This is a genomic window from Micromonospora sp. IBHARD004, from assembly GCF_052814115.1.
On the sequence record NZ_CP199934.1, the window covers coordinates 1,253,342 to 1,279,888 of the forward strand.

Annotated in this window: 27 protein-coding genes, 1 pseudogene and 1 riboswitch; of the genes and pseudogenes, 9 read left to right on the forward strand and 19 right to left on the reverse strand. The window is 71.4% G+C overall.

Translation table 11 applies throughout. From position 1 onward, the window contains the following. Nucleotides 1–21: 21 nt before the first annotated feature. Nucleotides 22–1,158 (reverse strand): NlpC/P60 family protein, encoded by a 1,137-nt coding sequence (locus ACTWO6_RS06150; RefSeq protein ID WP_446218680.1) that lies wholly within the window; start codon nucleotides 1,156–1,158, stop codon nucleotides 22–24. Nucleotides 1,159–1,160: 2 nt separating this feature from the next. Continuing rightward, nucleotides 1,161–1,311, reverse strand: a riboswitch (cyclic di-AMP (ydaO/yuaA leader). A gap of 821 nt (nucleotides 1,312–2,132) precedes the next feature. On the opposite strand from ACTWO6_RS06150, the gene ACTWO6_RS06155 reads away from it, so the two are divergent. Together ACTWO6_RS06155 and ACTWO6_RS06160 are read left to right on the forward strand one after the other, a co-directional pair. Continuing rightward, on the forward strand, nucleotides 2,133–2,633 hold the full coding sequence (locus ACTWO6_RS06155; protein ID WP_446218681.1) for an FAD-dependent oxidoreductase: 501 nt from the start codon (nucleotides 2,133–2,135) through the stop codon (nucleotides 2,631–2,633). A 47-nt stretch (nucleotides 2,634–2,680) separates the two neighbouring features. Continuing rightward, entirely contained in the window at nucleotides 2,681–3,559 is an 879-nt protein-coding gene (locus ACTWO6_RS06160) for an FAD-dependent oxidoreductase (protein WP_446220571.1), read from the forward strand. Between the two features lie 143 nt (nucleotides 3,560–3,702). Here the strand turns inward: ACTWO6_RS06160 and ACTWO6_RS06165 are convergent, their stop codons facing one another. Further along, a complete protein-coding gene (locus tag ACTWO6_RS06165) occupies nucleotides 3,703–4,572 on the reverse strand; it encodes an endonuclease/exonuclease/phosphatase family protein (RefSeq protein WP_446218682.1) in 870 nt (289 codons plus the stop codon). 101 nt (nucleotides 4,573–4,673) lie between these two features. Next, nucleotides 4,674–4,799 (reverse strand): hypothetical protein, encoded by a 126-nt coding sequence (locus ACTWO6_RS06170; protein ID WP_446218683.1) that lies wholly within the window; start codon nucleotides 4,797–4,799, stop codon nucleotides 4,674–4,676. A 185-nt stretch (nucleotides 4,800–4,984) separates the two neighbouring features. Here ACTWO6_RS06170 and ACTWO6_RS06175 point away from each other — a divergent pair, with 185 nt between their 5' ends. The 3 genes from ACTWO6_RS06175 (at nucleotide 4,985) to ACTWO6_RS06185 (ending at nucleotide 8,013) form a co-directional block, all read left to right on the forward strand. Next, the gene (locus ACTWO6_RS06175; protein ID WP_446218684.1) at nucleotides 4,985–5,452 is read left to right on the forward strand and encodes a hypothetical protein; all 468 of its coding nucleotides are present in this window, start codon (nucleotides 4,985–4,987) and stop codon (nucleotides 5,450–5,452) included. Between the two features lie 369 nt (nucleotides 5,453–5,821). Then, a complete protein-coding gene (locus tag ACTWO6_RS06180) occupies nucleotides 5,822–7,423 on the forward strand; it encodes a DHA2 family efflux MFS transporter permease subunit (protein WP_446220572.1) in 1,602 nt (533 codons plus the stop codon). 350 nt (nucleotides 7,424–7,773) lie between these two features. Continuing rightward, complete coding sequence (locus ACTWO6_RS06185) at nucleotides 7,774–8,013, forward strand: hypothetical protein (RefSeq protein WP_446218685.1); 240 nt, start codon at nucleotides 7,774–7,776, stop codon at nucleotides 8,011–8,013. Nucleotides 8,014–8,028: 15 nt separating this feature from the next. Here the strand turns inward: ACTWO6_RS06185 and ACTWO6_RS06190 are convergent, their stop codons facing one another. The 13 genes and pseudogenes from ACTWO6_RS06190 to ACTWO6_RS06250 all read right to left on the reverse strand — a co-directional run bounded on the left by ACTWO6_RS06190 (nucleotide 8,029) and on the right by ACTWO6_RS06250 (nucleotide 16,821). Further along, complete coding sequence (locus ACTWO6_RS06190; RefSeq protein WP_446218686.1) at nucleotides 8,029–9,102, reverse strand: sulfite oxidase; 1,074 nt, start codon at nucleotides 9,100–9,102, stop codon at nucleotides 8,029–8,031. 746 nt (nucleotides 9,103–9,848) lie between these two features. Then, a pseudogene (locus tag ACTWO6_RS06195) lies at nucleotides 9,849–10,028 on the reverse strand (DUF6642 family protein); the annotation flags it as partial. Between the two features lie 259 nt (nucleotides 10,029–10,287). Further along, nucleotides 10,288–11,547, reverse strand: a complete 1,260-nt coding sequence (locus ACTWO6_RS06200) for a low temperature requirement protein A (RefSeq protein ID WP_446218687.1) — start codon at nucleotides 11,545–11,547, stop codon at nucleotides 10,288–10,290. Between the two features lie 40 nt (nucleotides 11,548–11,587). Then, the gene (locus ACTWO6_RS06205) at nucleotides 11,588–12,322 is read right to left on the reverse strand and encodes an SDR family oxidoreductase (protein ID WP_446218689.1); all 735 of its coding nucleotides are present in this window, start codon (nucleotides 12,320–12,322) and stop codon (nucleotides 11,588–11,590) included. Between the two features lie 69 nt (nucleotides 12,323–12,391). Next, a complete protein-coding gene (locus ACTWO6_RS06210; protein WP_446218690.1) occupies nucleotides 12,392–12,757 on the reverse strand; it encodes a GYD domain-containing protein in 366 nt (121 codons plus the stop codon). Between the two features lie 323 nt (nucleotides 12,758–13,080). Then, entirely contained in the window at nucleotides 13,081–13,671 is a 591-nt protein-coding gene (locus ACTWO6_RS06215) for a dihydrofolate reductase family protein (protein WP_446218692.1), read from the reverse strand. Beyond that, nucleotides 13,668–14,123 (reverse strand): SRPBCC family protein, encoded by a 456-nt coding sequence (locus tag ACTWO6_RS06220; protein ID WP_446218693.1) that lies wholly within the window; start codon nucleotides 14,121–14,123, stop codon nucleotides 13,668–13,670. Before ACTWO6_RS06220 ends, ACTWO6_RS06215 begins: the two co-directional genes overlap by 4 nt. Further along, nucleotides 14,120–14,458 carry an ArsR/SmtB family transcription factor gene (locus tag ACTWO6_RS06225; RefSeq protein WP_446218694.1) on the reverse strand — a complete coding sequence of 113 codons (339 nt, stop codon included), beginning with the start codon at nucleotides 14,456–14,458 and terminating at the stop codon, nucleotides 14,120–14,122. Before ACTWO6_RS06225 ends, ACTWO6_RS06220 begins: the two co-directional genes overlap by 4 nt. 159 nt (nucleotides 14,459–14,617) lie before the next feature. Further along, nucleotides 14,618–15,070 carry an SUKH-3 domain-containing protein gene (locus ACTWO6_RS06230; protein WP_446218695.1) on the reverse strand — a complete coding sequence of 151 codons (453 nt, stop codon included), beginning with the start codon at nucleotides 15,068–15,070 and terminating at the stop codon, nucleotides 14,618–14,620. Beyond that, nucleotides 15,070–15,588 (reverse strand): hypothetical protein, encoded by a 519-nt coding sequence (locus ACTWO6_RS06235; RefSeq protein ID WP_446218696.1) that lies wholly within the window; start codon nucleotides 15,586–15,588, stop codon nucleotides 15,070–15,072. Before ACTWO6_RS06235 ends, ACTWO6_RS06230 begins: the two co-directional genes overlap by 1 nt. Next, nucleotides 15,581–16,075: a WXG100-like domain-containing protein gene (locus tag ACTWO6_RS06240; protein WP_446218697.1), complete on the reverse strand. Its 495-nt coding sequence runs from the start codon at nucleotides 16,073–16,075 to the stop codon at nucleotides 15,581–15,583. The genes ACTWO6_RS06235 and ACTWO6_RS06240 overlap by 8 nt, the downstream gene beginning before the upstream one ends. Nucleotides 16,076–16,079: 4 nt before the next feature. Then, nucleotides 16,080–16,397 (reverse strand): hypothetical protein, encoded by a 318-nt coding sequence (locus ACTWO6_RS06245; RefSeq protein WP_446218698.1) that lies wholly within the window; start codon nucleotides 16,395–16,397, stop codon nucleotides 16,080–16,082. 7 nt (nucleotides 16,398–16,404) lie between these two features. Next, the gene (locus ACTWO6_RS06250; RefSeq protein WP_446218699.1) at nucleotides 16,405–16,821 is read right to left on the reverse strand and encodes a YbaB/EbfC family nucleoid-associated protein; all 417 of its coding nucleotides are present in this window, start codon (nucleotides 16,819–16,821) and stop codon (nucleotides 16,405–16,407) included. 220 nt (nucleotides 16,822–17,041) lie between these two features. Between ACTWO6_RS06250 and ACTWO6_RS06255 the strand changes: the two genes are divergently transcribed. From ACTWO6_RS06255 to ACTWO6_RS06270, 4 genes are all read left to right on the forward strand, one after another. Continuing rightward, a complete protein-coding gene (locus ACTWO6_RS06255) occupies nucleotides 17,042–20,302 on the forward strand; it encodes an ATP-binding protein (RefSeq protein ID WP_446218700.1) in 3,261 nt (1,086 codons plus the stop codon). A gap of 188 nt (nucleotides 20,303–20,490) precedes the next feature. Next, nucleotides 20,491–21,075: a PadR family transcriptional regulator gene (locus ACTWO6_RS06260; RefSeq protein WP_446218701.1), complete on the forward strand. Its 585-nt coding sequence runs from the start codon at nucleotides 20,491–20,493 to the stop codon at nucleotides 21,073–21,075. Then, complete coding sequence (locus ACTWO6_RS06265; protein WP_446218702.1) at nucleotides 21,072–21,797, forward strand: ABC transporter ATP-binding protein; 726 nt, start codon at nucleotides 21,072–21,074, stop codon at nucleotides 21,795–21,797. The genes ACTWO6_RS06260 and ACTWO6_RS06265 overlap by 4 nt, the downstream gene beginning before the upstream one ends. Further along, nucleotides 21,794–24,268: an FtsX-like permease family protein gene (locus tag ACTWO6_RS06270; protein WP_446218703.1), complete on the forward strand. Its 2,475-nt coding sequence runs from the start codon at nucleotides 21,794–21,796 to the stop codon at nucleotides 24,266–24,268. Before ACTWO6_RS06265 ends, ACTWO6_RS06270 begins: the two co-directional genes overlap by 4 nt. Nucleotides 24,269–24,327: 59 nt before the next feature. On the opposite strand, the gene ACTWO6_RS06275 is transcribed toward ACTWO6_RS06270, so the two are convergent. From ACTWO6_RS06275 to ACTWO6_RS06285, 3 genes are all read right to left on the reverse strand, one after another. Beyond that, complete coding sequence (locus ACTWO6_RS06275; protein ID WP_446218704.1) at nucleotides 24,328–24,591, reverse strand: hypothetical protein; 264 nt, start codon at nucleotides 24,589–24,591, stop codon at nucleotides 24,328–24,330. An 81-nt stretch (nucleotides 24,592–24,672) separates the two neighbouring features. Beyond that, nucleotides 24,673–25,527: an ABC transporter permease gene (locus tag ACTWO6_RS06280; protein WP_446218705.1), complete on the reverse strand. Its 855-nt coding sequence runs from the start codon at nucleotides 25,525–25,527 to the stop codon at nucleotides 24,673–24,675. Further along, nucleotides 25,524–26,537 carry an ATP-binding cassette domain-containing protein gene (locus tag ACTWO6_RS06285; RefSeq protein WP_446218706.1) on the reverse strand — a complete coding sequence of 338 codons (1,014 nt, stop codon included), beginning with the start codon at nucleotides 26,535–26,537 and terminating at the stop codon, nucleotides 25,524–25,526. The genes ACTWO6_RS06280 and ACTWO6_RS06285 overlap by 4 nt, the downstream gene beginning before the upstream one ends. Nucleotides 26,538–26,547: the final 10 nt, after the last annotated feature.

A 26,547-nucleotide genomic window follows, 5' to 3' on the forward strand; every position in this document is an offset into this window, starting at 1 on the left:
CAGGGGCTCGGGACCGGACGGTCAGCCGGGGCGGCGAGCACCGCTGTAAGGCATATTCGCCAACTGGGCCATTCGGACCACGTCCCCGGTATGCGGGGCGTGGACGATCAGTCCGTTGCCGACGTAGATGCCCACGTGATGGTGATCGGAGTAGAAGAAGACGAGGTCACCCGTGCGAAGGTTTGCTCTGCTCACCGCCACACCTGCGGTCCACTGAGAACCTGTGTAATGGTCCAGCTGCACCCCGGCCGACGCCCACGCGTACTGGGTCAGGCCGGAGCAGTCGAACGAGTCGGGACCGTCGGCCGCCCACACGTACGGCTCGCCGATCTGATTGCACGCGGTCTTCGCCGCGACGCCGCCGCTTCCCGTGATGGGGACGGCGGGACACTTCCCACCGATGAACAGCGAACTGGTCGACGTGATGGGTGAGGTGCTGCTCGCGGTGGCGGCTGTCTGCGCGGCGGCTGCGGCTCTGGCCGCCGCGGCGTCCGCGGCCGCCTTGGCCGCTGCGGTCGCCTCCGCGGCGGCGACCTGTCTGTGTAGCGCATCCAGCCGCTTGATCTCGGCGTCGATGGCCTTCTTGCGAGCCGCCAACTGGGCCTGCTGGCGCTGCTGTATCGCGATCAGCGCGTCAACCTTCTTCTTGTCGGCGTCGTAGCTCGCCTGCTGGTCCGACAGCCGGGTGATCTGTCGCTGCTCCGAATTTGCCACCTGATTCACGAGCGCGAGCTGATCCCCCAACGCGGTCGGCGGCGAGCCGCGGGACAGCAGGGCGTTGAATGTGGAAAGCGACTTTGCCTGCTTGTAGTACCCCGCCACAATCCCCTGGACCCGGGTCCTGCTGATCTCCACCGACTTGCCGAGTGGCTCGATCCTCCGGCTCAGTTCGGCCGATCTCCGCTGGTTCGTGGCCAGTTCCGACCGGACCTTGTTGTACTGCTCGATGACGGGTTCGAGCTTTTGCCACGCCGCTTCGATCTGCTGCTGTACATCGGCGGCCGACGGTGCGGCGTGGGCGTGGGCCGCTGGCCCGACGGCCACCATGGCCGCCGCCGCGACGGCGAGGATTCTGGTGAATAGACGCGATCCGGCGGGCCGGGTGCGCACGGGTGGCAACGGGTTCGGCTCCTTCCACTCGAGGCCGACGCACGTCACGGTGCACAGACCTCGACCGCCTGCCGGGTTAGCTGACGGGTTCGGGCGTGGAAGGCGCCCTACCGCTGATGCGGATTCACCCCGAAACCTGCGGTGGTTCCCCGGCTCGCCTGTCGACGCCAGTGACGTCCAGCGACTCGGCGGTGGCCGTCCCGGGGTACTCCAGGTGGAGACCGACATCCGGAACGGACGCTGACCAACATTAGTGAGGACGGCCCAAAGAAATCAACGAGCCGGCGACGCCAATTCACTGCGCTGTCAAGCGGGCACATTGGGTGCCGGAATTATGCGTACGATAAGGTTCCGCTAATCGAATCTTAAACGGCTCTAATCTTGACCCTCAACCTGCGCACTGTTCTCCTGCGGTAACGGCTCGCGTGAGGCTTGGCCAGGTCGGGAACCGCACCGCTCGATCCTTGGGGCCGGCTCGGACGTGCTGGCGGCATACGCCTCCGGGGCATTGGCGGTCGGGGGTGGCCTATTTGCGGTCCGTGATGTATGACGGCCGGCTTCCACGAGGGTGGAACTGACGGCACGGATCCGCCGAACTGTCGTACGACGGATCCGTGCCTACAGTGTTCCTCATCGGGCACACTCCGCGAGCAGCACCTTCGGCCGCGCGTGGCGTGGTGCGGTCAGGCGGAGTAGCCGCGGGTGGCGATCCAGTTGGCCATGACGGGTTCGGGCGGGAGGATGCGCCCTTCCATGACCGTCGGGCCCTGGATTCACCCAATGTTCGGTTGGTTCCCCGGCTCACATGATCGCGATTGGGCGGTCCGGCCCGAGCGTCATCGCGTTGATGACTTGACGACCCGGCCGGATGCGCCGACGCTACGGGTTTGACTTCTCGGCTGCAAGCTTCCTCCTTATGGCGGCTATAACCCGTTTGAATCACGGAGCGGCGCGTCTTCAGATAGCATGGGCCGGCGCTATTTGGATCGATATTGCTTGGTTTCACGCTCGCCAATGGCCGAATGGCTATGTTGGAGACCGGAGATATGGGTGCCGTGAACAGAATTCTTCACGCCGACATTCTCGTCATCGGCTTCGGCAAGGGGGGTAAGACCGTAGCCGCGAAGATGGGCCGGCTCGGCAAGCGCATCGTGCTCGTGGAGCAGTCGGACCGCATGTACGGCGGCACCTGCCCCAACGTGGGCTGCGTACCGACGAAGGGACTCGTCGACCGTTCCCACAAAGGCCGGCCGGATGACCCGGCGCAGGACTGGTACCAACGGTCAGTCCGGGAGGTCCAGGCCATCCGGGAGATGATGCGTCGCGGCAACTTCGACGCGTTGGACAGCATCGAGACGGTGACGGTGCTCACGGGGCGCTCCACCTTCATCGACCCGCACTCCGTCAGCGTCGTGACGGCCGACGAGCAGCTCACCGTCGCCGCCGACACAATCTTGATCGACACTGGCTCGGAACCGATCGTTCCTGACATCCCCGGCCTGCCGGCAGCAAGCGCACCCTGACAAGCAGGGATCTGATTGAGTCAACGCTCCTGCCGCCGCGGCTCGCGATCGTCGGCGGCGGGTACCTCGGGATCGAGTTCGCCTCGATCTACCGCGCGTTCGGCTCCCAGGTCACCATGTTCGTGCGCGCTGCCAGCCTTTTGGGCCGGGAGGACGATGACATCGCGGCCGTGGCCGAGAGCATCCTGGCGGGCGACGGGATCGAAATCGTCACCGGTGCGCACGTCACCCAGGTACGCGACGGCGAGAGCGGCGCGACGGTGATCTACGACAAGGACGGCCAGCAGCACAGCGTCGAAGTCGACGCCATCCTCGCCGCCACCGGCCGGGTGCTGGCAACGCGCGACCTCGGGCTGGACGCCGCTGGCGTCCGCACCACAGTGGCAGGAGAGATTGAGGCCGACGAGCACCTTCGGACGAGCCAGCCGCACATCTACGCCGTCGGAGACGTCAAGGGCGAAGCGCAGTTCACCACCTATCTCTCGCTCGACGACAGCCGCATCGTCCTCGACCAGCTCACCGGCGAGGGCCGGCGCACGACGACCGACCGCGTCGTCGTCCCCCGCACTCTGTTCATGACCCCACCGCTGGCGACCGTGGGAATGACGGAGCGGGAAGCCCGCCAGGCCGGGCACCGGGTGAAAATCGCGAGCCAACCCGTCGCCGAGATCGTGGCGATGCCTCGGGCCTACGCCGTCGAGGAGACCCGCGGCGTGATGAAGTTCGTGATCGATGCCGAAACGGACGAGATTCTCGGCGCCGCCCTGCTGAGCATCGACGCGCAGGAAATCATCAACACGGTCGCGCTCGCCATGCGGCACGGGATCAAGGCAGCCGAGCTCCGCGACGCCGTCTACACCCACCCGAGTTCGACCGAAGCATTCAACGACATACTCGCCAGCATTCTGCGAGCCGACGAGCCGTAGGACCCACACACCGGTCGGCTCAGGCTGTCCGCGTGCACGAGGCACGCCGACCGGTCCCGCTGACCAGGATTCAGGCCGGGGGTGCTCCGGTCCCAAGACCGGAGCACCCCCTTGCCGCGTCGGCTGCCGCCCGGGCGGCCGGCTCAGTCGCCGCGCTCGTGCAGCAGGAGGTCGGCGACGACCGGCCGGTGGTCCGACGCCGGGGTCGCCAGGGTGCCCGTGCCCACCACGGTGATGTCCGGCGAGACGCTGACGACGTCAATCCGCTTCACCGGATCGGTCGCCGGGTACGTCTTGCCGCCAGCCGGGGCGGTGTCACGCAGGTCCTGCCACAGGGCGGCCAGCTCGGGCGCCCCCGGCTCCGCATTGAGGTCACCGACCAGCACCTTTGGCCCGGAGTCGGCGGCCAGGATGTCCAGCGTGTCCACGACCTGCAAGCGCCGCACGCTGGGGTCCGCCCGGTAGTCGAGATGCGTGGAATACACGTGCACGTGCGCTCCCCGCACGTTGATCGTCACCTCGGCGAACCCCGGCGCCGGGGCAGGTACCGGGTTGGGCACCTGGGTCGAAAGTCGGGTGATCTCGTGGTTCTCGGCATCGAGGATCGGGTAACGGCTGAGGACCGCGACCCCGTACTGCCGGCGGGGCGCACCGGCGGTCAGCGGATCCATGTCGTAGATCGGCGCGAAGAACGCCTGCATGCCCAGCCGCTCGGCCAGCTCCTCGGCCTCGTCCACGAAGTTGCTGCGGGCTGCCCAGTGGACGTCAACCTCCTGAAGGCCGACCACGTCGACGTTCAGCGCCCGGATCGCCCCGGCGGTCCGGGCCAGGTCGAAGACGTTGTCCTCACCGGCCCCGGCATGGATGTTGTAGGTCGCCACACGCAGAGGCGCGGGCGGCGCGGCCGCTCCCGCGGGCTCGGACGCGCCCGCCGGCGTGGCCAGCGGCAGCGGCGCCAGCGCAGCGGCGAGCGCGGCGCCAAGCAGCTTGCGGCGGTGAATGCTCAGTCTCAACAGGTCCTCCGGATCAGATGGTGGGCAGGCCAGCGCCGTACGGGAATTCCCCTTCAGGGTCATTCGGTGCAGCGTTCTCATCACCCAGCCGGTTTTCCGCGTCAGCAACAGGCGGAATGCCGGTAGCCGCCGGCGGGGTGCGGCACGGCCAGCCACGGCAGGAAGCACGCGGCGAGGACGGCCGCGGCAAAGAGGGGAAGCCGGCGGGTGACAGGACGTTTCGACATGAGGGGCTCCCTCCGGTACGAGAACGGCGCACCCCTGCAGGAGACGCAAAAACACCCTAAATGCTGCCCGTGAAGCCGTCGATGATCTCTTACCGAAGACGGAATGACCAGCCGGTAGCGCTTCGATGGCGACGGCCGCAGCGATCGGCCTCGCCGCGGCCCGGACTCGGCAGGTTCGAGCCATCGTGAACAAGGTGCTGGGGTCAGCGGCGCTGTTTGACCCGGCAAAAGCCCATGCGATGCCGAGTCACTGCAGATGGAACCGTTCGTCGACGGCGAGGGCCGCCAACTGCGGCACTGAGAACGGCAGCGTCGTCAGCCCCGGCCGGTCATGGTCGAGTTCTGCGCCCTTGCGCGACGAAGGTGACCACACCGTCCGGGTGCCGGTACGCCGCCCACTGGTCGAACCGGTCGTCGCGGCCGGTCGCGGGCACCTGCGTGAGCAGGACGTCACCGTGCCGACCATCGACCCGCTGACGGATGAGACCGCGGAGGTGGTCGCCACCGCCACCGGCAGCCCGGCGGAAACCGCCGCCGCCCTCATGCACGCCTGGCGCGCCCGCAACCTCGCCACCGCATCGTCCGAGTTGCGTGCACTGGCCGAGCGCACCGACGACCCCGAACATCGCAGGCTCGCCCTGGCGTACGCCTGAACCGGCCAGGGCAGGCCGCCACCAACGCGGGGAACGCGATCATGCGGCCACGTCCTGCAGAGCCCCGTTGACGCCGTGTCAGGTCGGCGCGTCCGGGGTCCCGGGTGGGTAGCCGCTGACCGGGTCGGTGGTGAACGCGCTGGTCACGTCCTCGCCGCCCTTGCCGTTGTCGTCATGCTCGCCACCGGGCCGGCCGTAATCGTCCTCACAAGTCGAGGCGCTGGGAGCTAATCCAAGGGCGGAGTGTCGGCGGCGGCGGCTAATCTGCCTGCGAGCGTCACCCCTCCGCACGTCGCGCCCGCCCATCGGCCGGCGCCGCGCCGCCACCACCGCTCACCCGTTCGGTCAGATCCGACTTCAGGAGACTTCGTGACACAGCAAGCTGTCGCGGCACCGCAGCCTGTGCCGACATCGGACAAGCTCGACGCCGCGGTTCTCAAGGTGGCCGGCGTCGTCGTGCTCGGTGCGATCATGTCGATCCTCGACGTGACGGTGGTCAGCGTCGCGCTGCCGACGTTCCAGAGCGAGTTCGACGCGTCCTACGCCCGCGTCGCTTGGACGATGACGGGCTACACGCTCGCGCTGGCCACGGTCATCCCGCTCAGCGGGTGGGCCGCCGACCGGTTCGGCACCAAACGCCTCTACATGATCGCCCTGGCGCTGTTCACGATCGGGTCCGTTCTGTGCGCCACCGCCGACACCATCGGGGAGTTGATCGCGTACCGCGTGCTGCAGGGCCTCGGCGGCGGCATGCTCATGCCGATCGGCATGACGATCATGACCCGAGCGGCGGGGCCGCACCGGATCGGCCGGTTGATGGCCGTGCTCGGCATCCCGATGCTGCTCGGCCCGATCGGCGGCCCGATCCTCGGCGGCTGGCTGATCGACGTGGCGAGCTGGCACTGGATCTTCCTGATCAACCTGCCGATCGGCATCATCGCGCTGATCTACGCGCAGCTGGCCCTGCCGAAGGACAACCCCCAGCCGTCGGAGTCGTTCGACTTCCTCGGCATGCTGATGCTTTCGCCGGGGCTCGCCCTGTTCCTCTACGGCGTCTCCTCGCTGCCCGAGGCCGGCACGTTCACCGACCCCGAGGTGTGGGCGCCCATGCTGATCGGTGCCGCGCTGGTGGTGGCGTTCGTCCTCTACTCCTTCAAGCCGCGGCACCCGCTGCTCGACCTGCGGCTGTTCCGCAACCGCAACCTGACCATCGCGACGGTGACCCTGTTCGTCTTCATCATCGCGTTCATGGGCGCCGGCCTGCTGTTCCCGAGCTACTTCCTGCAGGTGCGCGGCGAGTCGACGCTGGCCGCCGGCCTGCTGATGGCGCCACAGGGCATCGGCGCGATGATCACCATGCCGATCGCCGGGACGCTGGCCGACCGGGTGCCGATCGGCCGTACGGTGCCGTTCGCGCTGGCGCTCATCGTCCTCGGGTTCTTCGCCTTCACCCAGGTCGACCCGAACACCTCGTACGTGCTGCTCTGCGGCTCGCTGTTCGTGATGGGTCTGGGCATGGGCGGCACGATGATGCCGATCATGACGTCCGCGCTGAAGACCCTGCACGCGCAGGAGGTCGCCCGCGGCTCCACGCTGGTGAACATCCTCCAGCAGATCGGCGGCTCCGTCGGCGCCGCGGTGATGTCGGTGATCCTCACCAACGAGCTGAACGGCTCCCAGCCGATCCCCGGTGTGACCGATCCGAGCGGCAAGCCGATCACCGAGGCCGGGCTGGCCATCGCCGCCCAGCAGCGGCCGGAACTGACCCAGCAGTTCCCGGTCGACCCGTCGCTCATCGAGCGCGGGCTCGACTTCGCCGCCAACTCCTTCGCCACGACGTTCTGGGTGGCGTTCGCGCTGGTGCTGCTGACGTTCATCCCGGCCGCGTTCCTGCCCCGCCGGCGTGAGCGGTCGCACCTGCTCGACGACCAGCAGGGGGAGCAGGGGAAGACGCCCGTCGTCATCCACTGAGCCGACCTTCGGGGCCGTCGGGTACTCCCGGCGGTCCCGCTTCGGGCGGAGGAGCGCACCGCACACACGAACGGTGTGCGCCGGGACCCACGTCGGCGCACACCGTTCGCGTGGGCGATTCTCACGCACTCGCCGAGGTCAGGGGCGCAGCCGCGCGACGACGACCCGCGTGGCCCCGGGCGATGAGCGCGTCATCGTACGCCGCGTCCTTCTCGTCGCGACTCGAGACAGGCCAGCTCACGCTACTAAGCGCGGCGCGGTGCTGAGCTGGTCCGCCTCACCGCAACGGGCCGTCGCCCAGGCCGTTGGGGTCGTCGACCAGGGTGACCCGGGGCTCACTGCATACGCCGATGACGTTCGACGCGCTCGGCGGGGCCCCGCTCCTCGCCGCGACCCCGCTGCTGGTCGTGCACGGCAAGGTCGACGCCCACTGCGCGCCCGAACTCGCCGACGAGCTGCACCGCCGGGCCGCCGGCGAGAAGGAGATCGTCTGGCTCGACGCCGCCCAGCACATCGACCTCTACGACACCGAGCCGTACGTCACCGACGCGGCGAGCGCGGCAGCCGCCTTCCTGCACCGGCACCTCTGACCGCGCCAGAGCAGGTCAGCGCACATCGACCCGTATGCGGTGCCAGGAGTTGTTGCCGTAACCCATGGGGTTCCACACGGTGGCGGGGGACTCGGGCTGCGACTCGCCGGCGTCGTCCCACGCCCGGGCGGTGATCTCCCTGCAACCGGATGGGAGGTCCAGGGTGGCGTGCCATTGCTGCCACGCCCACCGGCCGGCCGCGTCGTCGATGGAGGCCTGGATCCAGGTCTGCCCTCCGTCGGGTGAGACATCGACGCGGACGACGGCCCGGCCGTCACCGGTGAAGGCGTAGCCGGCGACGTCGGTGGGGCCGGCGGCCATGCTGGCGCCATCGTCGGGGGAGAGGATCGCGGAGGTCAGGGCCACCGGGCCGAGCGCGAAGCCCTGCCCAGGCCGGGTGGGGTCGGCGTCGGGCGGCAGCAGTCGATAGTCCGCCGCCTGGAAGTAGTTGTCCGACGGCTGTGCCAAGGCGGTGATGCTCTGCACCCATTTGACGCTGCGGGCACCGATGTAGCCGGGCACCACGACCCGGACCGGCCCACCGTGCGCCGCGGGCAGTGGCTGCCCGTTCATCGACCAGGCCAGCAGCACCTCGTCGGAGAGGGCCTTCCGTAACGGGATGGAGCCGCCGAACGGCTGTGGCGGATCCGCGACCTGGGCGACGTCCGGAGCGGTGAAGGCGATGTGCGCCGCGCCGGGGGCGGGTCCGGCCGCGGCGAGCACGTCGGCGAGGCGCACGCCGGTCCATTCGGCCGTCGAGATAGCGGCGGGCCCCCACGGGGTCTGGCCCGGGATATCCCGTACCGCCATCAGCCCGGCCCGCTGGTTACCCGCGCACGCGAGCGTGGCCACCTCGGTACGGGGCTGAAACCGCTCCTGCAGATCGGCCAGGAACAGGTCCAGCTCCCGGTAGACCAGGCCATCGACACGCAGTCGCCAGGTCGACGGGTCGATCTGCGGTATCGATCCATGGTTGCGGCTGTAGAAGGCGTCGGCCGGGGTCAGCGGCCCGGCCAGCGCGGCCGGCGGTGGCTCGGCGTTGAACGGCTCCGTCTGGTGGACGACCATGTCGTCCCGCTTCCCCCACATGCCCTCGGCTTTCCTCCTGGTGTTCCTTCGGCTACTGCACACCGTGGCGTACGAGGTTGCGCTCTGCTGCACGTTCGCCGGGGACGCGTAGCTCCCCTTCCACGCCTACGCTAGTGCCCGTTCCCGCAGGCCAGCGCCCGGTTCCGGCAATTCTCGCGGCGGTCGATCTCCAGGGAGCAAGCGTGGCTGCGGTGGATCACCACGTACGACCACGACGGCGGACGCACGGGCGTAGGGTCGGTGCCGTGGCACGGGCGGGGCGTCGATACCGGTACGTCGGCCCGGCCGACGTACGGGCGTCGGTCGCCGACTTTCCCGAAGGCTGGCCCATCCGATCATCGGTCGATCTCGACACCTACCTGGCGGCCGCAGATCCGCGCGACCGTGACGAGCCGTTCACCTACGTCATCGACCCTGGCGGCACTCTGCGGCTCGCGCCGAGACGCAGCGAGCACGTCGCCTGCGCCGGCGGTGGGGAGGTCCTCGGCGCGGGGGAGATCGCCTTCGCCGGCGAGCGGGACGGCTCGGTCGTGACCGAGGTGAGCAACCAGTCCACCGGCTACTGCCCCGATCCCACCTCCTGGGCGGCGGTGGCGGATGCCCTCGACCGGGCGGGTATTGGCCGCCCCGAAGGCTTCACCGCGACCATCGTCTTTCGGCGCTGCCTTGACTGCGGCGAGCGCAACGTGGTCCGCGACGACGACTACATCTGCGCGCTCTGCGGTGCCGAGCTGCCGGAGGATGTGGAAGCCGACCCGGTAGTCGGCGTACTGCTTGAGCAGCCAGCGGTCGAGGAAGTAGAAGAGCTCGTCGCGGGTGGCCGCGTCCTTGTGGATGAACCGGATCCGGCCGAGCCGTTCGAGCAGCTCGAGCGTGGGCAGGACGGACCCGCGCTCGTTGAGGTCCCGGTGCCACTGGCCCTCGATGCAGAAGGCAGCAGCGACTCGGCCAGGAACTGGGTGCGTACCTGGCCGCGGGTGGTGGTCGCCACAAAGGTTGCCTAAAGCAATCGGCTTGCCGCACGACCTGTTGTAGACAGTGGCGGCACCGAAAGCCCTCGCCCCGCTGACCGAAAGGCGCCGACGGATCTACCCGACCGGACACAGCCACGAGTGGACCTGGGTGCTGCACCGGCTCGGGTGCAGGGCGTCCGTGACGGGTCTCGGGACGTGGGTGCACATCCGGTCAGCCGGGTGGTGACGGCGGCTCGGGTGGGCGTCCACGGGCGCGGGCTGCGTCGGATGCGGCGACCCCGGCCAGGACGAGGGCAGCGGCGGTGGCGACGATCAGTGGCGGTGAGGCGAGCATCGCCGGTGTCAGGGCGGCCAGCACAAGCACGCCGATCGGCCGGGACCGGGACACGCGGCCGAACACCGCCTGCTCGAAGCGGGCGTGCCCGGCCAGGTACAGCGCGGGTCCGCCGAGGATGACGGCGATCCAGGCCGGTTGGGTGTGCCCGAGTGGATGGGAGATGACGAGTTCGGCGCCGACGGCTGCGGCGACCAGGCCGGCCACCATGACCAGGTGGGCGTATGACGCTGATCGGGCAAGGCGGACCGGGTCGGGAGACGCGGCGATGGCTTCCGCCATCATTTTCCCAGCGCGATGGATGTAGATCCGCCACAGGAGCACGGTGGTCGCGATCGAAGCCCCGAACGCGGCCATCCGGTCCGGAGCGAAGCCGCTGCTGCTCAATGCCAGCCCCGTGACGAGGATCAGCTCGCCGAGCGCGATGATGAAGAACTGCCGGTAGCGCTCGGACAGGTGCTCGCCCGAGATCGTAAGGTCCTGCCTGGGCGTGCGGCCCAGCGCCGGTGTGGGAAAGCCGAGTGTGCCTGCCGTGTGGTCGAGGACCACCGCGAGTGCCCACAGCGCGCCACGCGCCGTACCGTGCACGAGCGCCCCGGCGATCCACGGCAGCGCGGACTGGCCGTACCAGAACAGCCCCCGCACGCTGGTGCGCTGCAACTCGTGGCCACGCAGAACGAGCATGAGGATGAGCCCGCGGCTGATCTGTATGCCGACGTACGCGCCGACGAAGATCAGGCCTGTATCGCCGAACGCCTCGGGCAGCGCGGCCGCCATCACCAGGCTGCCCACCAGGGTCGTGATGACCAGCAGTTGGATCGCCGGTCGTTGCGGGTCCATCCGGTCGGTCACCCACGCGGTGCTGGACCAGATCCACCAGATGGCCAGCAACAGCACCAGCGTCCGGAAGGCACCGCTCCACGCGAGATCCTGGACCAGCCCGCGCGAGAGCTGGGCCATCGCGACGACAAACACCAGGTCGAAGAACAGTTCCAGGAACGTGGCCCGCTGCGGATCCCCGGGTCTCCGCAGCACCTCGGCTGCCCTGCTCGTCGCCATCGGATCGCCCGTTCTGCCAGCTCGCGCGGCGGCACCACCGGCCGGTCGATGGCCGAGCGCACCGACGACCCCGAGCATCGCCGGCTCGCCCTGGCGGCGACACCGCCGTTGAACCGCCCTACCTGACCCGGTCGGTGAGGAACTCCTCCCAGGTCCGTCGGCCCACGGCCTGCTCCGGCGCCAGGTTCGCCCCGTCCCGGAACGCCCGGGCCGCCTTACCCGGCACCGGCAACGGCACGACGATCCCGCGCCGCCGAGCAGCGCGCAGGTAACCGTGGAACAGGTCCGCCGCGGCGTACACCCTCGGCCCGGCCATGTCCGGCACCCGGCCGGCCGGCGTGGCGAGCGCTAGCTCGACGAGCCGGGCCGCCACCTCGTCGGCCTCGATGGGCTGGGCCCGGAAGCCGGCGGGCACGGGCATGACCGGTGACCTGGCCAGCACCTGTGCGACCTTCAGGATCAGGTCGTGGAACTGGGTCGACCGCAGCGTCGTCCATGGCAGGCCCGAGTCGGTCACCACCCGTTCGGTCAGTCGCTTGGATTCGTAGTAGCCGAACATGGCCCGGTCGATCGGGCTGCTGATCGGAATCCGGTCCACTCCGACGATGGAGATGTAGACCAGGTGCGGCCTGCCCGCCCGCGACGCCGCCTGGACGAGATGCCGAGCGGCGCCGGGGTCGCCCCGGTAGCTGCTGGCGCAGTGCACGATCGTCTCGGCACCCGCCACGGCCCGTTCGACGCCCTGGCCGCTGGCCAGATCGCCGGTGACGAACTCGACTCCGCCCTCGGCCGGTCGGGCGCGCCGGGTCAGGACGCGTACGACGCAGCCGGCGTCGCGCAGACGTGACACCACGTGGCGGCCGAGTGTCCCCGTCCCGCCCGTCACCAGGATGGGCGTCATCGCTCGCTCACCGGACACAGGTCATCTACCCGGCGGCTGGTAGGCCTCTTTCACCCGGACCGCCTCGTCGATTTCCTCGGCTGTGAGCACCGGTGTGATCCGCGAGTCCACACCGCCCGCCGCCCGGATGGCGATGGCCAGTGCGGCCGCGGCCTTGTGGTCCGGCATGTCACACAACACATAGGTGTCTTTCTTACCGAATGAGAAGTACATCGACTCCAGCCGGCCGCCGCTAGCCTCGATCGTCTTTCGGACGACCTCGACGCGCTTGGTACCACCGTCAGTGATCAGCCCCTTGAGCCCGTCGAGGGTGTAGGTCGACTGCAACAGGAATTTGGGCACCTCGGCATCAACTCCCAGATGTGCTGGCAGCCGCTCGACGGCCACCAGCGCCTGCTCGGTTCAACCCGCGTGGATCAGGTCGCGCTCAGCGCGTCCCTTGGCGTTGGATCCGCTCGCGGCCCTCGACCTTCGCCCGGCCGTGGTCGCGTTCCGTGCCCGATGTCCCGGTCGCGGCCCGCAGGTGCCGGCGGTCTGGCGAGTGTTCGACCTCGGAGCCCTGCCGGCCCCGTGCCCCGCTGCCCGGATTCCGCCCCGCACGTGCCGACTCGCCGCCGGGGTCGTGCTTGTTTGGCTTGTGGCTACCCATGCACCGCGCGTACCCGCTACGTGGAGCGCTAGTCATCCCGCGACGACCACGGCCGCACCGGTCAGCCGGCGAGTGCCGGCTCCCGGCCGTACGTCAGCAGCAGCGCACCGGTGCTGGTTGGCTCGTTGCTCGTCAGGCGGAACGACGCGAGCCGCCCACCCTCCGGCCAGATGCGCTTGCCGCCGCCGACCAGCACCGGGTCGACCATCAGCCGCAGCTCGTCCACCAGGTCGTGCGCCAGCAGGGACGTGGCCAGCTGGGCGCTGCCGATCACGTGCAGCTCACCGTCGCCGGACTCCCTGAGCTTGGCGACGGCGGGCACGTCGGGCAGCACCGAGGTGGGCGCCCAGGCGGGGGAGGACAGCGTCGACGAGACCACGTACTTCGGCTTGCTGTTCAGCGGGTCCGCGACCACCTTCTCCGGCCCGGTGACGTGCGGCCAGTGCGCGGCGAACCTCTCGTAGGTCAACCGTCCGAAGAGGAACCCAGCGGCCTGGTTCAGGTTGTCCACCACCCACTGTCGGGAGGTGTCGTCGAACCAGCGCAGGTGCCAGCCGCCGTGCGCGAAGCCGCCGCTGGGGTCCTCGTCGGGCGCGCCGGGCGCCTGCACCACCCCGTCCAGGCTCATCCACTCGACCACCACGACCTTCACGCCGCCACCTCCGCGAGCTTGTCCAGCACCGACGTCCAGCCGGCCGCGACGCCGTCGGCCACCTGCGGCATCGCCGCCGCCAGGTCGTCCAACCTTTCGTGTACGAGGGTGAGCGCCGTCCCGCCGCCCGGTTTCCCGTCGAGGGTGACGGTCAGCAGCGAGTCGAAGGTCGGGCCGTCGGCGCGCCGCGGGCCGACGAAGCCCCAGCGCCAGACGATGCGCCGGTCCTGCTCCAGCTCGACCAGCTCGCAGTCGAAGCCGCCGACGTCGGCGCCGGCGTCGGTGTGCCAGATCCGGTACCGGCCGCCGATCCGCGGCTCGACCTCGGCGCGGGCCACCTCCAGCCCGCCGGGGGCGAGCCAGCGGCGCAGCAGGTCGGGGTCGAGCCAGGCCCGGTAGACCTTCTCGGGCGGGGCGGGCAGGTCGCGGCGCAGCCGTACGGCGGTGGTCATCGGTCGGTCCCTTCGTCGTCGGTGAGGAGCGCCTCCAGGGCGTCGAGGCGGTCGGCCCAGTGGCGCCGGTAGAAGTCCAGCCAGGCGGAGGCGGTGGCGAGCGGGGCCGGTTCCAGCGCGCAGACGTGCCGGCGGCCGGCGATGGTGCGCCGCACCAGGCCGGCGCGTTCCAGCACCTGCAGGTGCTTGGAGGCCGCCGCCAGGGACATGTCCAGGGGCTCGGCTAGCTCGCCGACGGTCAGCTCCCGTTCGGCGAGCCGGCGCAGCATGGTGCGCCGCGCCCCGTGCGCGAGGGCGTGGAACACCGCGTCCATCCCCACCGGATCCTCAACCATGTGGTTGACGATAGCTGGCGCCGGGCCGTTCGTAAACCGATCAGTTGAATTTTCTCGGGCTCGCCGGACCGCCGGCCGGGACTCGTCGGGCGGCGGACACGAGGAAGCCCCCGACCGCGCCGTGCCAGCGGGTCGAGGGCTTTCGTGGAGCGCGGCGGCTCACGGCTCGCTCGGGGCCTCCTCACCCTCCAGCAGCCGGGCCAGGCCGGTCGCGCCGCGGCCGACCCGTTTGATCTGGTCGTTGAAGAGCATGTGGACGGTGCCGGCCGCGTCGATCGCCAGGCTGGCGTGCCCGTCGTACTCTTCCCCGACCGGATAGAGCTGGCCGGCCGTCGACGCGTCGAGGCTGTCGAACCACGTCTTCTGCCCCAGGCACAGGGTCGGGTCGAGTCGTACGCCGATGCGGGCGTAGTCCCGTCCGGGACCGCTGACCGGCACGGCCAGGCCGCCGAACTCGGTCAGGAACGCGCGCGCGGCGGGGTGCATCGTGAACCCCTCCGGGGCGAGCGCGCTCTCCCACCCGGACACGTCCGTCCGGCGGCGCGGCGACCAGCCCGCCGCCTTGAGCTCCTGTGCCGCCCGCGCCGGCAGGTCGCGCTCGTCGCCGCGCATCACAGCGCCTCCTTGAGGTCGAACTCGTTCCGCAACGACTTGCAACTGTTGCAGCACGGGTTGTGGGCGCCGTGGCCGGGGTTGCCGGGGGCGCGGATCCGCGCCGCGCCGATGGCGCCCCCGCGCGGGTCGATGCCCCGGTCCAGCAGCTTCGACAACGACTGCGGCAGCGCGCAGTTGCCGTGCCACGGCGCGCGGAGGTTCTGGGGCACGCTGTCGAGCGCCCGGGCCACCTCGCGGTGGTGCGGGTAGATCTTGTCCGGACCGTCGCTCACGGAGACCGCGGTGTGCCGGCCGTCCGCCGTGGTGACCGCCTCGGCGGTGCCGTTGACCCGCCCGTTGCGCTGCTGGCGGTCGGCCTCCTGTCGGGCCCGGTACGACGCCTGCCGGGCCGGGGACGCGTTGCGGGTCGGCCGTGCGTCGGGTGCGCCCCGCCGCCGACGCTTGACCTTCTTGAGGTCCCGGACCCACTCCCGGGCGAACTTGGCGGCGATCTTGCCGGTGCGGTTCCTAACCATCGATCAACCGCCAGACGGCCTCCTGCATGAGGTTGCCGACGATCGTGCGGGCCAGCGTCTGGAACACGGGAATCTCGAGCAGGGACGCGCCGAAGGTCGGGCCCGCGGTGGCGATCGCCTGCGCGATCTGGATCGCCAGGATCGTCAGCTGCACGATGACGGCGATCTTCAGGGCCAGCACAATGGCGGCGCAGATGATGAGCCCGGCCCCGCCGACCACCGACCCGGTGACGTTGCTGACCAGACTCGCGGTCGGGCTCTCCGCACCCGCCCACCAGTTCCGGAACGCCTCGACGTCGCCGCCCTCGTTGCCGGCGAGGGCGTTGGTGGCGGCGGTGACCGCCCCGGCCAGGAACTCCGCCATCTCGTCGCTGAACTCGAGCCACGCCTGGCCCAGCTCGAACAGCTTCTGCTCGTCCGAAGCCGGCCAGTCGTAGCCCAGGATGTCGAGCAGACTGCGCAGCTCGCCGGGGATCTGCAGGCCCACGCCGTCAGCCTCCGAGCCGTCCGAGGATGGAGTGGAACAGGTCGCTGGTGTCGGCCTCGTTCGCCTCGTGCGACCGCGCCATCGCGGCGAGGTCGTCGCCGGCGAAACCGACCTCCTCGAGGGCCTCGGTGAGCGCCTCGAAGACGAAGCCGGACGCCTCCTCGTACGCCATGCCGAGGAGGGAACCCGTGTCGTCGTCGCCGAACGCCGGGCCGATCGAGGCCAGTCGCGCCTGGAAGGCCGTCACCCGGCTGGCGAAGTCGTCAGCCACCGAACGCATCGCGTCGCCGGCGGCGGCCAGCCCGTCCGGATCGATCTGCACGCCGCGGTCACCCGCCCCGACGGCTCAGCCGGTCCTGCGCGTCGGCGAGTCCGTCGAGGAACGTCGTGAACTGTCGGGCGGCGTCCTGCTGGATGGCGCTCAGCTGCCGGCCCAGGTCGCCGAGGTCGACCGGGCCCGCCGTCGTCGCCGTGGCCCGCTGGAGGTCCTCCATCGCGTCATTGACCGCAACCATGATGTGGTCGGTCAGCGTCGCGAGGTCGAGCCGGAGCAGCCGCGGGTCGACCTCCAGCGCGGTCATCCGGCCCGGCGGTGCGGTGCGGACGCGGACCAGGCCGTCCGCCGCCTCGCCGTACCCCTCGGGCGGCGGCGCATCCGCGGCTTCCCTTGTGGACTGGTAGGCGGCAAGGCTGCGCAACGTGTCGGTGAGCGCCTTGTCGATGCCGGACGGGTCGGTAGACGCCACCTCAGCCCCCGTTTCCGTTGTGACCACGTCAGCGTGATCTTAAGCGACCGCCGCAAGCGCATCGAGGCTTGTCGGTGCGGTACCGGCATCCGGGGCCCAGCCACCGGTCATGCGCCCACGGTTCGCCGGCGGACCGCCGCCCGCCCGACCCGCACCTCGTGACCGGCCAGGCGGCCGCTGCCCTCATCATGTCGGCCCGTTCCGTTACGGTCGGGGGGCCATGCAGCCGCGGTTCGGCGAGACCATCATCGGGCGGGAGCATCCCGCGGGCCTGCTGCGCGCCGAGGTGGACCGCGCGACCGCGAGCCACGGCGGCCTGGTGCTCGTCACCGGCGAGCCCGGCATCGGCAAGACGACGCTCGTCACGGCCGTGGCCGAGGAGGCCCGGCAGCGGGGCGCGCTGGTGCTCGGCGCCGCCTGCTGGGATTCCGACAGCGCGCCCGGCTACTGGCCCTGGGTGCAGGTGCTGCGCGCCCTGCGCCGCTCGCCTGACGACTGGGCGCTCGCGCGGGAGGCCGCCGAGCCCGGTCTCGGGGCCCTGCTCGGCGAGGCGACCGACGGCACGAGCGACGAGGACGACGGCGACCAGGAGGCGTTCGCGCTCTACGACGCGGTGACCACCGCGCTGGTCGCGGTCGCCCAGCGGCGGCCGGTCGTGGTCGTCCTCGACGACCTGCACTGGGCCGACCCCGCCTCGATGCGGCTGCTGCAGTTCGCCGCCCAGCACACCTGGTTCGAGCGGCTGCTGCTGATCGGCACCTACCGGGACGCGGAGGTCGAGTCGGGCGACCACCGGCTGCGCCCGCTGCTGATGCCACTGACGGCGAAGGCGACCACCGTCACCCTCACCGGCCTGTCCCGCGACGAGGTGGGCGCGCTGATGACCCGCACGGCCGGACGGAAGCCCGATCCGGGCCTCCTCGACGAGGTGCACCGGCGGACCGGCGGCAACCCGTTCTTCGTCGAGCAGACCGCCCGGCTGTGGCGCGCCGACGGCCTGGTCACCACGATCGCCCCCGGGGTCCGGGAAGCCGTGCGGCGGCGCCTCGCCCAACTGCCCGCCCCGGTGGTCGAGGCGCTCACCGTCGCCGCCGTGCTGGGCCGCGACTTCCACCGCCAGGTCCTCGCCGCCTGCGTACCCACCCCGGCCGCGCAGGTCGACCGGCTCCTGGACCGCGCGGTGACCGCCCGGCTCGTGGTGGCCCGCGGCGGCGGCCGGTTCGCCTTCGCCCACGATCTGGTCCGCGAGACCCTCTACGACGGGCTGCCCGACGACGACCGGCGGGCCCGACACGCCGCGGTCGTCCGGGCCGTCGACCGCTCGGCGGCGCTCGCCGAGCGGCTGATCCCCGCCGACCTGGCCCGCCACGCCTGGCTCGCCGGCGCCGATCTCGACCCGGCCCGGGCCGCCGAGTTGCTGGTCGCCGCCGCAAGGGACGCGGGCCGTCGGCTGGCCATGGAGGAGTCGGCGGTCCACTTCCGCCGCGCGCGGGAGGTCGCCGAGGATCCGACCCAACGAGTCAAGATCATGGTGGAGCTCGCTCAACTGCTGCACCACGCCGGCGGCCGGGGCGAGGCCGAGCGGCTCCTCGCCGACGCCGCTACCCTGGCGCTCGCGCTCGACGAGCCGGTGGTGCTGGCCCGCGTCGCGCTCACCGCCCACCGGCACCGGCCCACCTCAGGCCGCTCAGGTGAGCCGGAGGAGCTGCTGCGCGAGGCGTACCGGCGGCTCATCGGCGAGCCCGACGTCGCCGCGCCGCTCAGCACGCTCATCGCCGACCTCATCACCGCCACCGAGACGCTCGCCCGCCGCGGCCACGACGACGAGGCGCTCACGTTCAGCCTGTGGGCCCGCCACGACACGACCTGGGGGCTGGGCACGGCCGCCGACCGGGCGTCGCTCACCGTCGAGATCCGCGACGTGGCCCGCCGGACCGGCGACCGGGAGACCGAGATGTGGGCGACCTCGCTGCGCTGGGTCGCGCTGCTGGAACTCGGCGACCCCGGCTACCACCGGGAGCTCACCGCGTTCGTCACGGCCGGCCGGGACAGCGACAACGCCCGCCACCGGATGGGGGCGGCCATCGACGGCGGCATCATCGCCGCGTTCCGGGGCGACTTCACCGAGGCCGACGAGTTCTTCTCCGAGCTGAACGACTACGGCGAGTGGGGGCACTCCGACCACGCGTTCATGGGCCACCACCTGCGCTGGTCGCGGCTGCTGCTGCAGGGCCGGTTCGACGAGATCGACACGCTGCTCGACGGGCCGGACGTGGCCGGGCACCCCCACCTGGAACTGCTCCGGGCGATCACCGCCGCCGAGCGCGGCGACGACGAGACGGCCGCACGCCTGACCGCCGGCATCGAAGCCGCCGGGACGACGTACTCCCGTGCGGTTTCTCCGCTGTGGGTGCGGCTGCGCGCGCAGGCCGCCGTCGCGACCCGCGACCCGCGCCGCTGCGCCGAGGTGCGGCAGGCGCTGGAACCGCACCGCGGCGGCTGGATGGCCGCGCTGTTCGGCTGCGACATCAGCGGCCCGGTCGACCACTGGCTGGGCCTCGTCGACGCCGCGCAGGAGCGATGGGACGACGCGGTGGCCCTCCTCTCCTCGGCCCGCGACGCCGCCGGCCGGATGGGTTCCCGCCCCTGGTCCCTGCTCGCCCGCGCCGCGCTCGCTGACGCGCTGACCGGGCGCGACCGGCCGGGCGACGCGGCCGCCGCGGCGGAGCTGCGCGCCGCCACCGAACGGGACGCCCGCACGCTCGGCATGGCCCAGGTGCTCACCCGGCTGGCCGGCGCGGCGCCAGCCGGGGTCGGTGCGGTGCCCGCCGGACAGCGTCCCGTTCAGCCACCTACCGCCGCCCAGGCGCCAACCACCGGGCAGCAACCGGTCGAGGCGGCCGACGCGTCGATCTTCGTGCGGCAGCTCGTCGAGGCGTACGAGTTCCGCCGCGACGGTCCCGTCTGGCAGCTCACGTACGCGGGCGTGGTCGCGCACCTGCCCGACGCCAAGGGATTGCACGACCTGCGCCTGCTGCTCAGCCGGCCCGGTGTCGACGTGCCGGCGGTCGAGCTGCTCGACCCCGCCGCCGGCCCGGAGCTCGCCGCCGCCCGCCGGCTCGGCGGCGACCCGGTCCTCGACGACGAGGCGAAGGCCCGCTACCGGCGCCATCTGCAACGGCTCGACGACGAGATCGACCGGGCCGCCGCCCGCGGCGACGAGTCGAAGGTGGCCGGCCTCGACGCCGAGCGCGCGGCGCTGCTCGACCAGTTGCGCGCCGCGGCAGGGCTGGCGGGCCGTAGCCGTCGCCTCGGTGACGAGGCCGAGCGGGCCCGCAAGACCGTGACCGCCCGCATCCGGGACACGCTGCGCCGGCTCGACGACCGCCACCCCGCGCTCGCCGCCCACCTGCGCGACACCGTCTCGACCGGCAGCACCTGCCGCTATCTCCCCGCCGAGCCGCCGCCCTGGCGCCTCTAGACAGCGTCCTATCTGGCCGGACTGCGGTCGTAGCGCTAGTTAACAAGTAGTCGATGACCACCGGACCTGCACGTCGGCACACGGTCCAGCCGAGGCGGCTGATACCGCCTGTCAACTTCCTGACTAGCCCGGACAGAGTGCTGTATACCGAGTATCATACGCAGCATGATATCGAGGGTGGTGACGTCATGAGCATCCGGCACGCGCTGTTGGCGCTGCTCAGCGAGGGCCCGAAGTACGGCCTTCAGCTGCGGGAGGAGTTCGAGGCGCGGACCGGCGAGGTGTGGCCGCTCAACGTCGGGCAGGTGTACACGACGCTCCAGCGGCTGGAGCGCGACGGCCTGGTGGAGTCCGACGACGACGCCGATCCCGGGCCGCAGAAGGGTTTCCGGATCACCGCCGACGGCGCCGAGGAGCTGGCCGGCTGGCTGCGTACGCCACCGGACCTGGCGTCGCCGCCCCGCGACGAGCTGGTCATCAAGATCCTGGTCGCGGTACGCCTGCCCGGCGTCGACGTGCACGAGGTGATCCAGGCGCACCGGCGCTACCTGGTGGAGTTGATGCAGCAGTGGACCCGGCTCAAGGAGGAGGAAGCCGACCTCGACCTCGGTCTGGCTCTGGTGGTCGACGCGGAGCTCTATCGGCTGGATTCGGTCGTGCGGTGGCTGGACACCGCCGACGGGCGACTCAAACGCGCCGCGCTGGAGCCTCGGGCAACCGCCAAGGCGCCGCCCGCGCCGCAGATCCGGCGCCGGACGGGGGTTCGTCGATGAGCGACGTGCTGGAACTGCGCGGGGTGTCGAAGACCTACCTGGACGGCGCGGACGAGGTGCACGCGCTGCGCGAGGTGCACCTGTCCGTCGAGGCGGGGAAGATGGTGGCGGTGATGGGGCCCAGCGGTTCGGGCAAGAGCACGCTGCTGACCATCGCCGGCGCGCTGGAGTCGCCGACCGCCGGTGAGGTGCTCGTGGCCGGCCGGTCACTGTCCTCGATGTCGCGTGACGACCGGGCCCGGCTGCGCCGGCGCGCGATCGGGTACGTGTTCCAGGACTTCAACCTGCTGCCCGGACTGACCGCGGCCGAGAACGTGGCGCTGCCGCTGGAGTTGGACGGCGTGTCGGCCGGCAGGGCACGGGCCGCCGGGCTGCGCGCGCTGGAGGAGCTGGGCCTCGCCGACCGGGCGTCCCGGTTCCCCGACCAGCTGTCCGGCGGTGAGCGGCAGCGCGTCGCGATCGCCCGAGCTGTCGTCGGCGACCGCCGGCTGCTGCTCGCCGACGAGCCCACCGGCGCCCTCGACTCGGCCAACGGCGAGGCGGTGATGCGGCTGGTGCTGTCGGCCTGCAAGCGTGGGCTGGCCGCGGTGGTGGTGACCCACGACGCGCAGCTCGCCTCGTGGGCGGACCAGGTGGTGTTCATCCGCGACGGCCGCATCGTCGACCGTACCGCCGCCCGCCCGGGGCCGGACTCCCTGCTCACCGGCGAGCCGGCCCGATGAGCGTCGACGTCCAGGATCCGCCGCTCGTCCTCGGTAGCGGCCACGGCGGGATGGCGGCCCGGCGGGCCGTGGTGCGTTGGGCGTGGCGGTTGTTCCGCCGGGAGTGGCGCCAGCAGTCGCTGGTGCTGGCCCTGTTGCTGGTCGCCGTCGCGGCCACCACGGCCGGCCTCGGCGTCGCCGCCAACACGTTGGGAACGCAGTCCTCGTCGTTCGGTACCGCCGACCACCTGGTGACAGTGAGCAGCACGGGCGCGCAGTTAGACGCCGACGTGGCCGCGCTGCGGACCGCCTTCGGCACGGCCGAGGTGATCGAGCACCAGAATATCCCGGTGCCGGGCTCGGCGAACCCGGTCGACCTGCGGGCGCAGGACCCACGCGGCCCCTACGCCAGGTCGATGCTGCGGCTGAATGCCGGCCGGTACCCGCAGGGCCCGGACGAGATCGCCGTCACCGACCGCGTGGCGAAGATCTTCAACCTGCACCTCGGCGGCACCTGGGACCAGGGCGGCCGGCACCGGACCGTGGTCGGCCTGGTCGAGAACCCGCTGAACCTGCTCGACCGCTTCGCCCTCGTGGCGCCTGGCCGGGCCACCCCGCCCGACCACGTCATCGTGCTGATCCGGGCCACCCAGACCGAGTTCGCCGGGAAGACCCTGCCCGACGGGGTGTCGGTCGAGATCCGGGGCGAGGAGCCGGACACCGCCAGCGTCGGGGTGCTCATGCTGGCCACGATCGGACTGCTGTTCGTCGGCCTACTGGCGGTCGCCGGGTTCACCGTGATGGCCCAGCGTCGGCTGCGGGCGCTCGGCATGCTCGGCACGATCGGCGCGAGCCACCGGCACATCCGACTGGTACTGGTGGCCAACGGCGCCGTCATCGGCGTGGTCGGTGCGCTCGCCGGCGCCGCGGCCGGGCTCGCCGGCTGGTTCGCGTTCAGCCCGCGACTGGAATCCCTCGTCGGGCACCGCATCGACCGCTTCCAGCTGCCCTGGCTGCCGGTGCTCGCCGCGGTGCTGCTGGCGATCCTGACCGCGGTCTGCGCCGCGTGGTGGCCGGCACGCGCCGCCGCACGGGTACCCGTCGTCGCCGCCCTGTCCGCGCGGCCGGTGCCGCCGCGGCCCGCGCGCCGGTTCGCAGCGCTCGGCGGGGTACTCCTACTCGGCGGGCTCGGCTCACTCGTCGCGGCACAGCAGACCAAGCCGTCGTTCATCATCGGCGGCGTCCTCGCCACGGCCCTCGGGCTGCTGCTGCTCGCCCCGGTGGGCATCGCCGGCCTGGGCCGGCTCGCGCGGCTCGCTCCATTGGCGCCGCGGCTGGCGCTGCGCGACCTGGCGCGGTACCGGGCCCGGTCGAGCGCGGCGCTGGCCGCGATCGCGCTCGCCGTGGGCATCGCGGCCGCCGTCGCGCTGGGCGCAGCCGTGTCCGTGGCCAAGGCGGCGGCACCCACCGGCGGCAACCTGCCCGCCGACCAGCTCATCGTCTGGCTGTCTCAGAACGCGCTCAACGGACCCCTGCCGTCGCTCACGCCCACGCAGGCGGAGAACGCACGGCTGCGGGTCGACGCCATCTCCGCCGACCTGCATGCCACCTCCGTGCTGCCGTTGCAGGCGGCGGTGGACCCGAACGCACCGCAGGTGGGTGGCTCGGGCGGCGGGGAACCCATGCAGTTGGGCAAGCCGCACCCCATAACGGTCGACGGGCGCCAGGGCTTCAGGTACAGCAGCGCCGACGCGGTACCGCTGTTCGTGGCCACGTCGGAGTTGCTCGGGCACTACGGGATCGACCCGACGAGCATCGACGCGGGCACCGACGTCGTCACGTCGCGGGCCGGCCTCGATAGCTACGACCTGTTCCCCGGCAAGTACCGCGACTGGCGCCCACGGCTCCAGCACGCGCCGCTGCCGACGTACACGTCCCTGCCCGGCACCCTGCTCACCACGCACGCCGTACAGTCGCTGCACCTGACGCCGATCCCGGCCGGCTGGCTGCTCCGGGCGCCGCGCCCGCTGACCCAGGCCCAGATCGACCAGGCACAGCGGACGGCGCTGGCCGCCGGGCTCAGCGTGGAGACCCGACCTACCGGAGCGGACCTGGCGCGGCTGGCCGACCAAGCCACCGGTACCGGCTTCGCGGTCGCCCTCGGCGTGCTCGCCATGACCGTCGGATTGATCCGCAGCGAGACTGCCCGGGACCTGCGCACACTGACTGCGGCCGGTGCGCGGCGCGGCACCCGGCGGGCGCTCACCGCCGCGACCGCCGGGGCCCTGGCCCTGCTCGGCGCGGTGATCGGCACCGCCGGTGCGTACCTGGCGTTGCTCGCCTGGTACCACCGGGAGTCGCACTGGCTGGGTCACGTGCCGGTACTCGACCTGGCCGCGATCCTGGTCGGCCTGCCGGTGGTCGCGTACGTCGGCGGCTGGCTGCTGGCGGGGAAGGAGGCGCCCACCTTGGCGCGCCAGCCGCTCGACTGACGCGCGAAACGGTCGCCGGCGTGGGAAGCCCTGTGATCCTCAGGCCGCGGGGCGGAATCTCAGCGCGGACCAGGTGCCGTCGACGGAGATCTGACGTACCGGTTGGACCCCTCGCTGGCTGAGGAGGGCGGCGAGGGTGTCCCGGTTGAGGTCGGTGCCGAGTTGGCGTCCGCTGCGGCGGTCACGAAGACCACGGCCCCGTCGGCGGAGGCCACATCCTCGACCACACCGCTCGATGTGCCCTCAATCTCCACATCGTCAGGCTTCCGCAGCACCACGACGTCCTGTCCCGGCTTGATCTGAAGTTTGCTGGCAACGGACATGCGCCCAGTCTGGCAGCGGCGGGTGCGACGACGACGGGGGTACCGCGCGGGACGCGGCGGTACCCCCGGTTCGCGTCCGAGTCAGCGGCGGTTGTAGCGGTACATGGTCAGCGCGCCGAAGACCACCACGAAGCCGGCGCTCCACAGCAGCAGCCACATGGTGTTCGTCGGGTCGGACGATCCCGCCATCGCCGCCCGCACCGCCGCCACCAGATGGGTGATCGGGTTGACCTTGACGAACGCCTGGAGCCAGCCGGGCATGGTGCCCGGGTCGACGAACACGTTGCTCAGGAAGGTCAGCGGGAACAGCACCATCATGCTGACCCCCATCACCGACTTCTCGCTGCGCAGGATCAGCCCGAAGAACGTCCAGACCCAGGAGAACGCGAACGAGAACACCACCAGCAGACCGATCCCGGCCAGCACGCCGAGCAGCCCACCGTCGGGCCGGAACCCGAGCGCCAGCCCGACACCGAGGATGACCAGGGCGGCGAGGATGTAACGCAGCACGTCGCCGAAGATCATGCCGACCAGCGCGGCCGGCCGCCAGACCGGCAGCGTCCGGAACCGGTCGAAGACCCCCTTCTCGATGTCGGTGTTCAGGCCGACGCCGGTGTACATGGTGATCATCACGACGCTGGTCACCATGATGCCGGGCAGGAAGAACTGCAGGTAGTCCCGCGGGCTGTCGGCGAGAGCGCCGCCGAACAGGTACGTGAACATCAGCACCATGATGATCGGGAACGCCGTCACGTCGAACAGCTGCTCCGGCACGTGCTTGATCTTCAGCAGCGCCCGCCAGCCGAAGGTGAGCGACGCCGACAGCGCGCTCGGCCGGGGCGGTCGCGCACCGGGCGCGAGGACGGTCGCCAGCGCCTCGGCGGACGGCACGTAGACGGACGGGGCCCGCCCGGTCGTGGTAGCGACGTTGCTCATCGGGCTGCCTCCAGCTGGTCGTCCCGCTCGTCGGCCTCGACGGCGGGGTGGTCGGTCAGGGCCAGGAATACCTCGTCCAGGCTCGGCTGGCCGAGGGAGAAGTCGTCGACGACGATGCCGGCGCGGGCCAGCTCCCCGAGCGCCCGGGCGGCCTGCACGCTGGCGTCGAGGTCGGAACCGTCTCCGCCGACCCGGGCCGTCATCGCCACCGGATCCGGTTCGAGCTGCACCGGCACGCCGAGTGCGGCCTGGAGCACCTTCTCGGCCTCCGACCGCTGCCCCGGGTCGCGCAGTCGCAGGTGGACCGTGCCGGAACCGACCGACGACTTCAGCTCGCCCGGCGTGCCCTCCGCGATCACCTTGCCGTGGTCGACCACCGCGATCCGCCCGGCGAGCTGGTCCGCCTCGTCCAGGTACTGCGTGGTCAGCAGCACCGTCGTGCCGTGCGCCACGACCGCCCGGACGATCTCCCACACCTGGTTGCGGCTGCGCGGGTCCAGACCCGTCGTCGGCTCGTCGAGGAAGAGCAGGTCGGGGGTGCTGAGGATGCTCGCCGCGATGTCGATGCGCCGCCGCATGCCACCCGAGTACTTCTTGACCTGGCGGCCGGCCGCCTCGGTCAGACCGAACGCGGCCAGCAGGCTCTCGGCCCGCTGGCGGGCGGCCGGCTTGCCCAGCCCGAGCAGCCGACCGAGGAGCACCAGGTTCTCCAACCCGGTCAGGTCCTCGTCGACCGAGGCGTACTGGCCGGTCAGGCTGACCCGGGCGCGAACGGCGTCAGCCTCCTTCACGACGTCATGCCCGAAGACCCGCGCCCGGCCGCCGTCGGGGCGCAGCAGCGTCGCCAGCACCCGTACCGCCGTGGTCTTGCCGGCGCCGTTCGGGCCGAGCAGCCCGTACACGGTGCCGGCAGGGACCTGCAGATTGATGCCGTCCAGCGCGCGGGTCTCCCCGAACGACCGGGTCAAGCCGTCGGCCTCGACGGCCAGGCCGGTGGTGCGCTTACTCATGATCGCAACC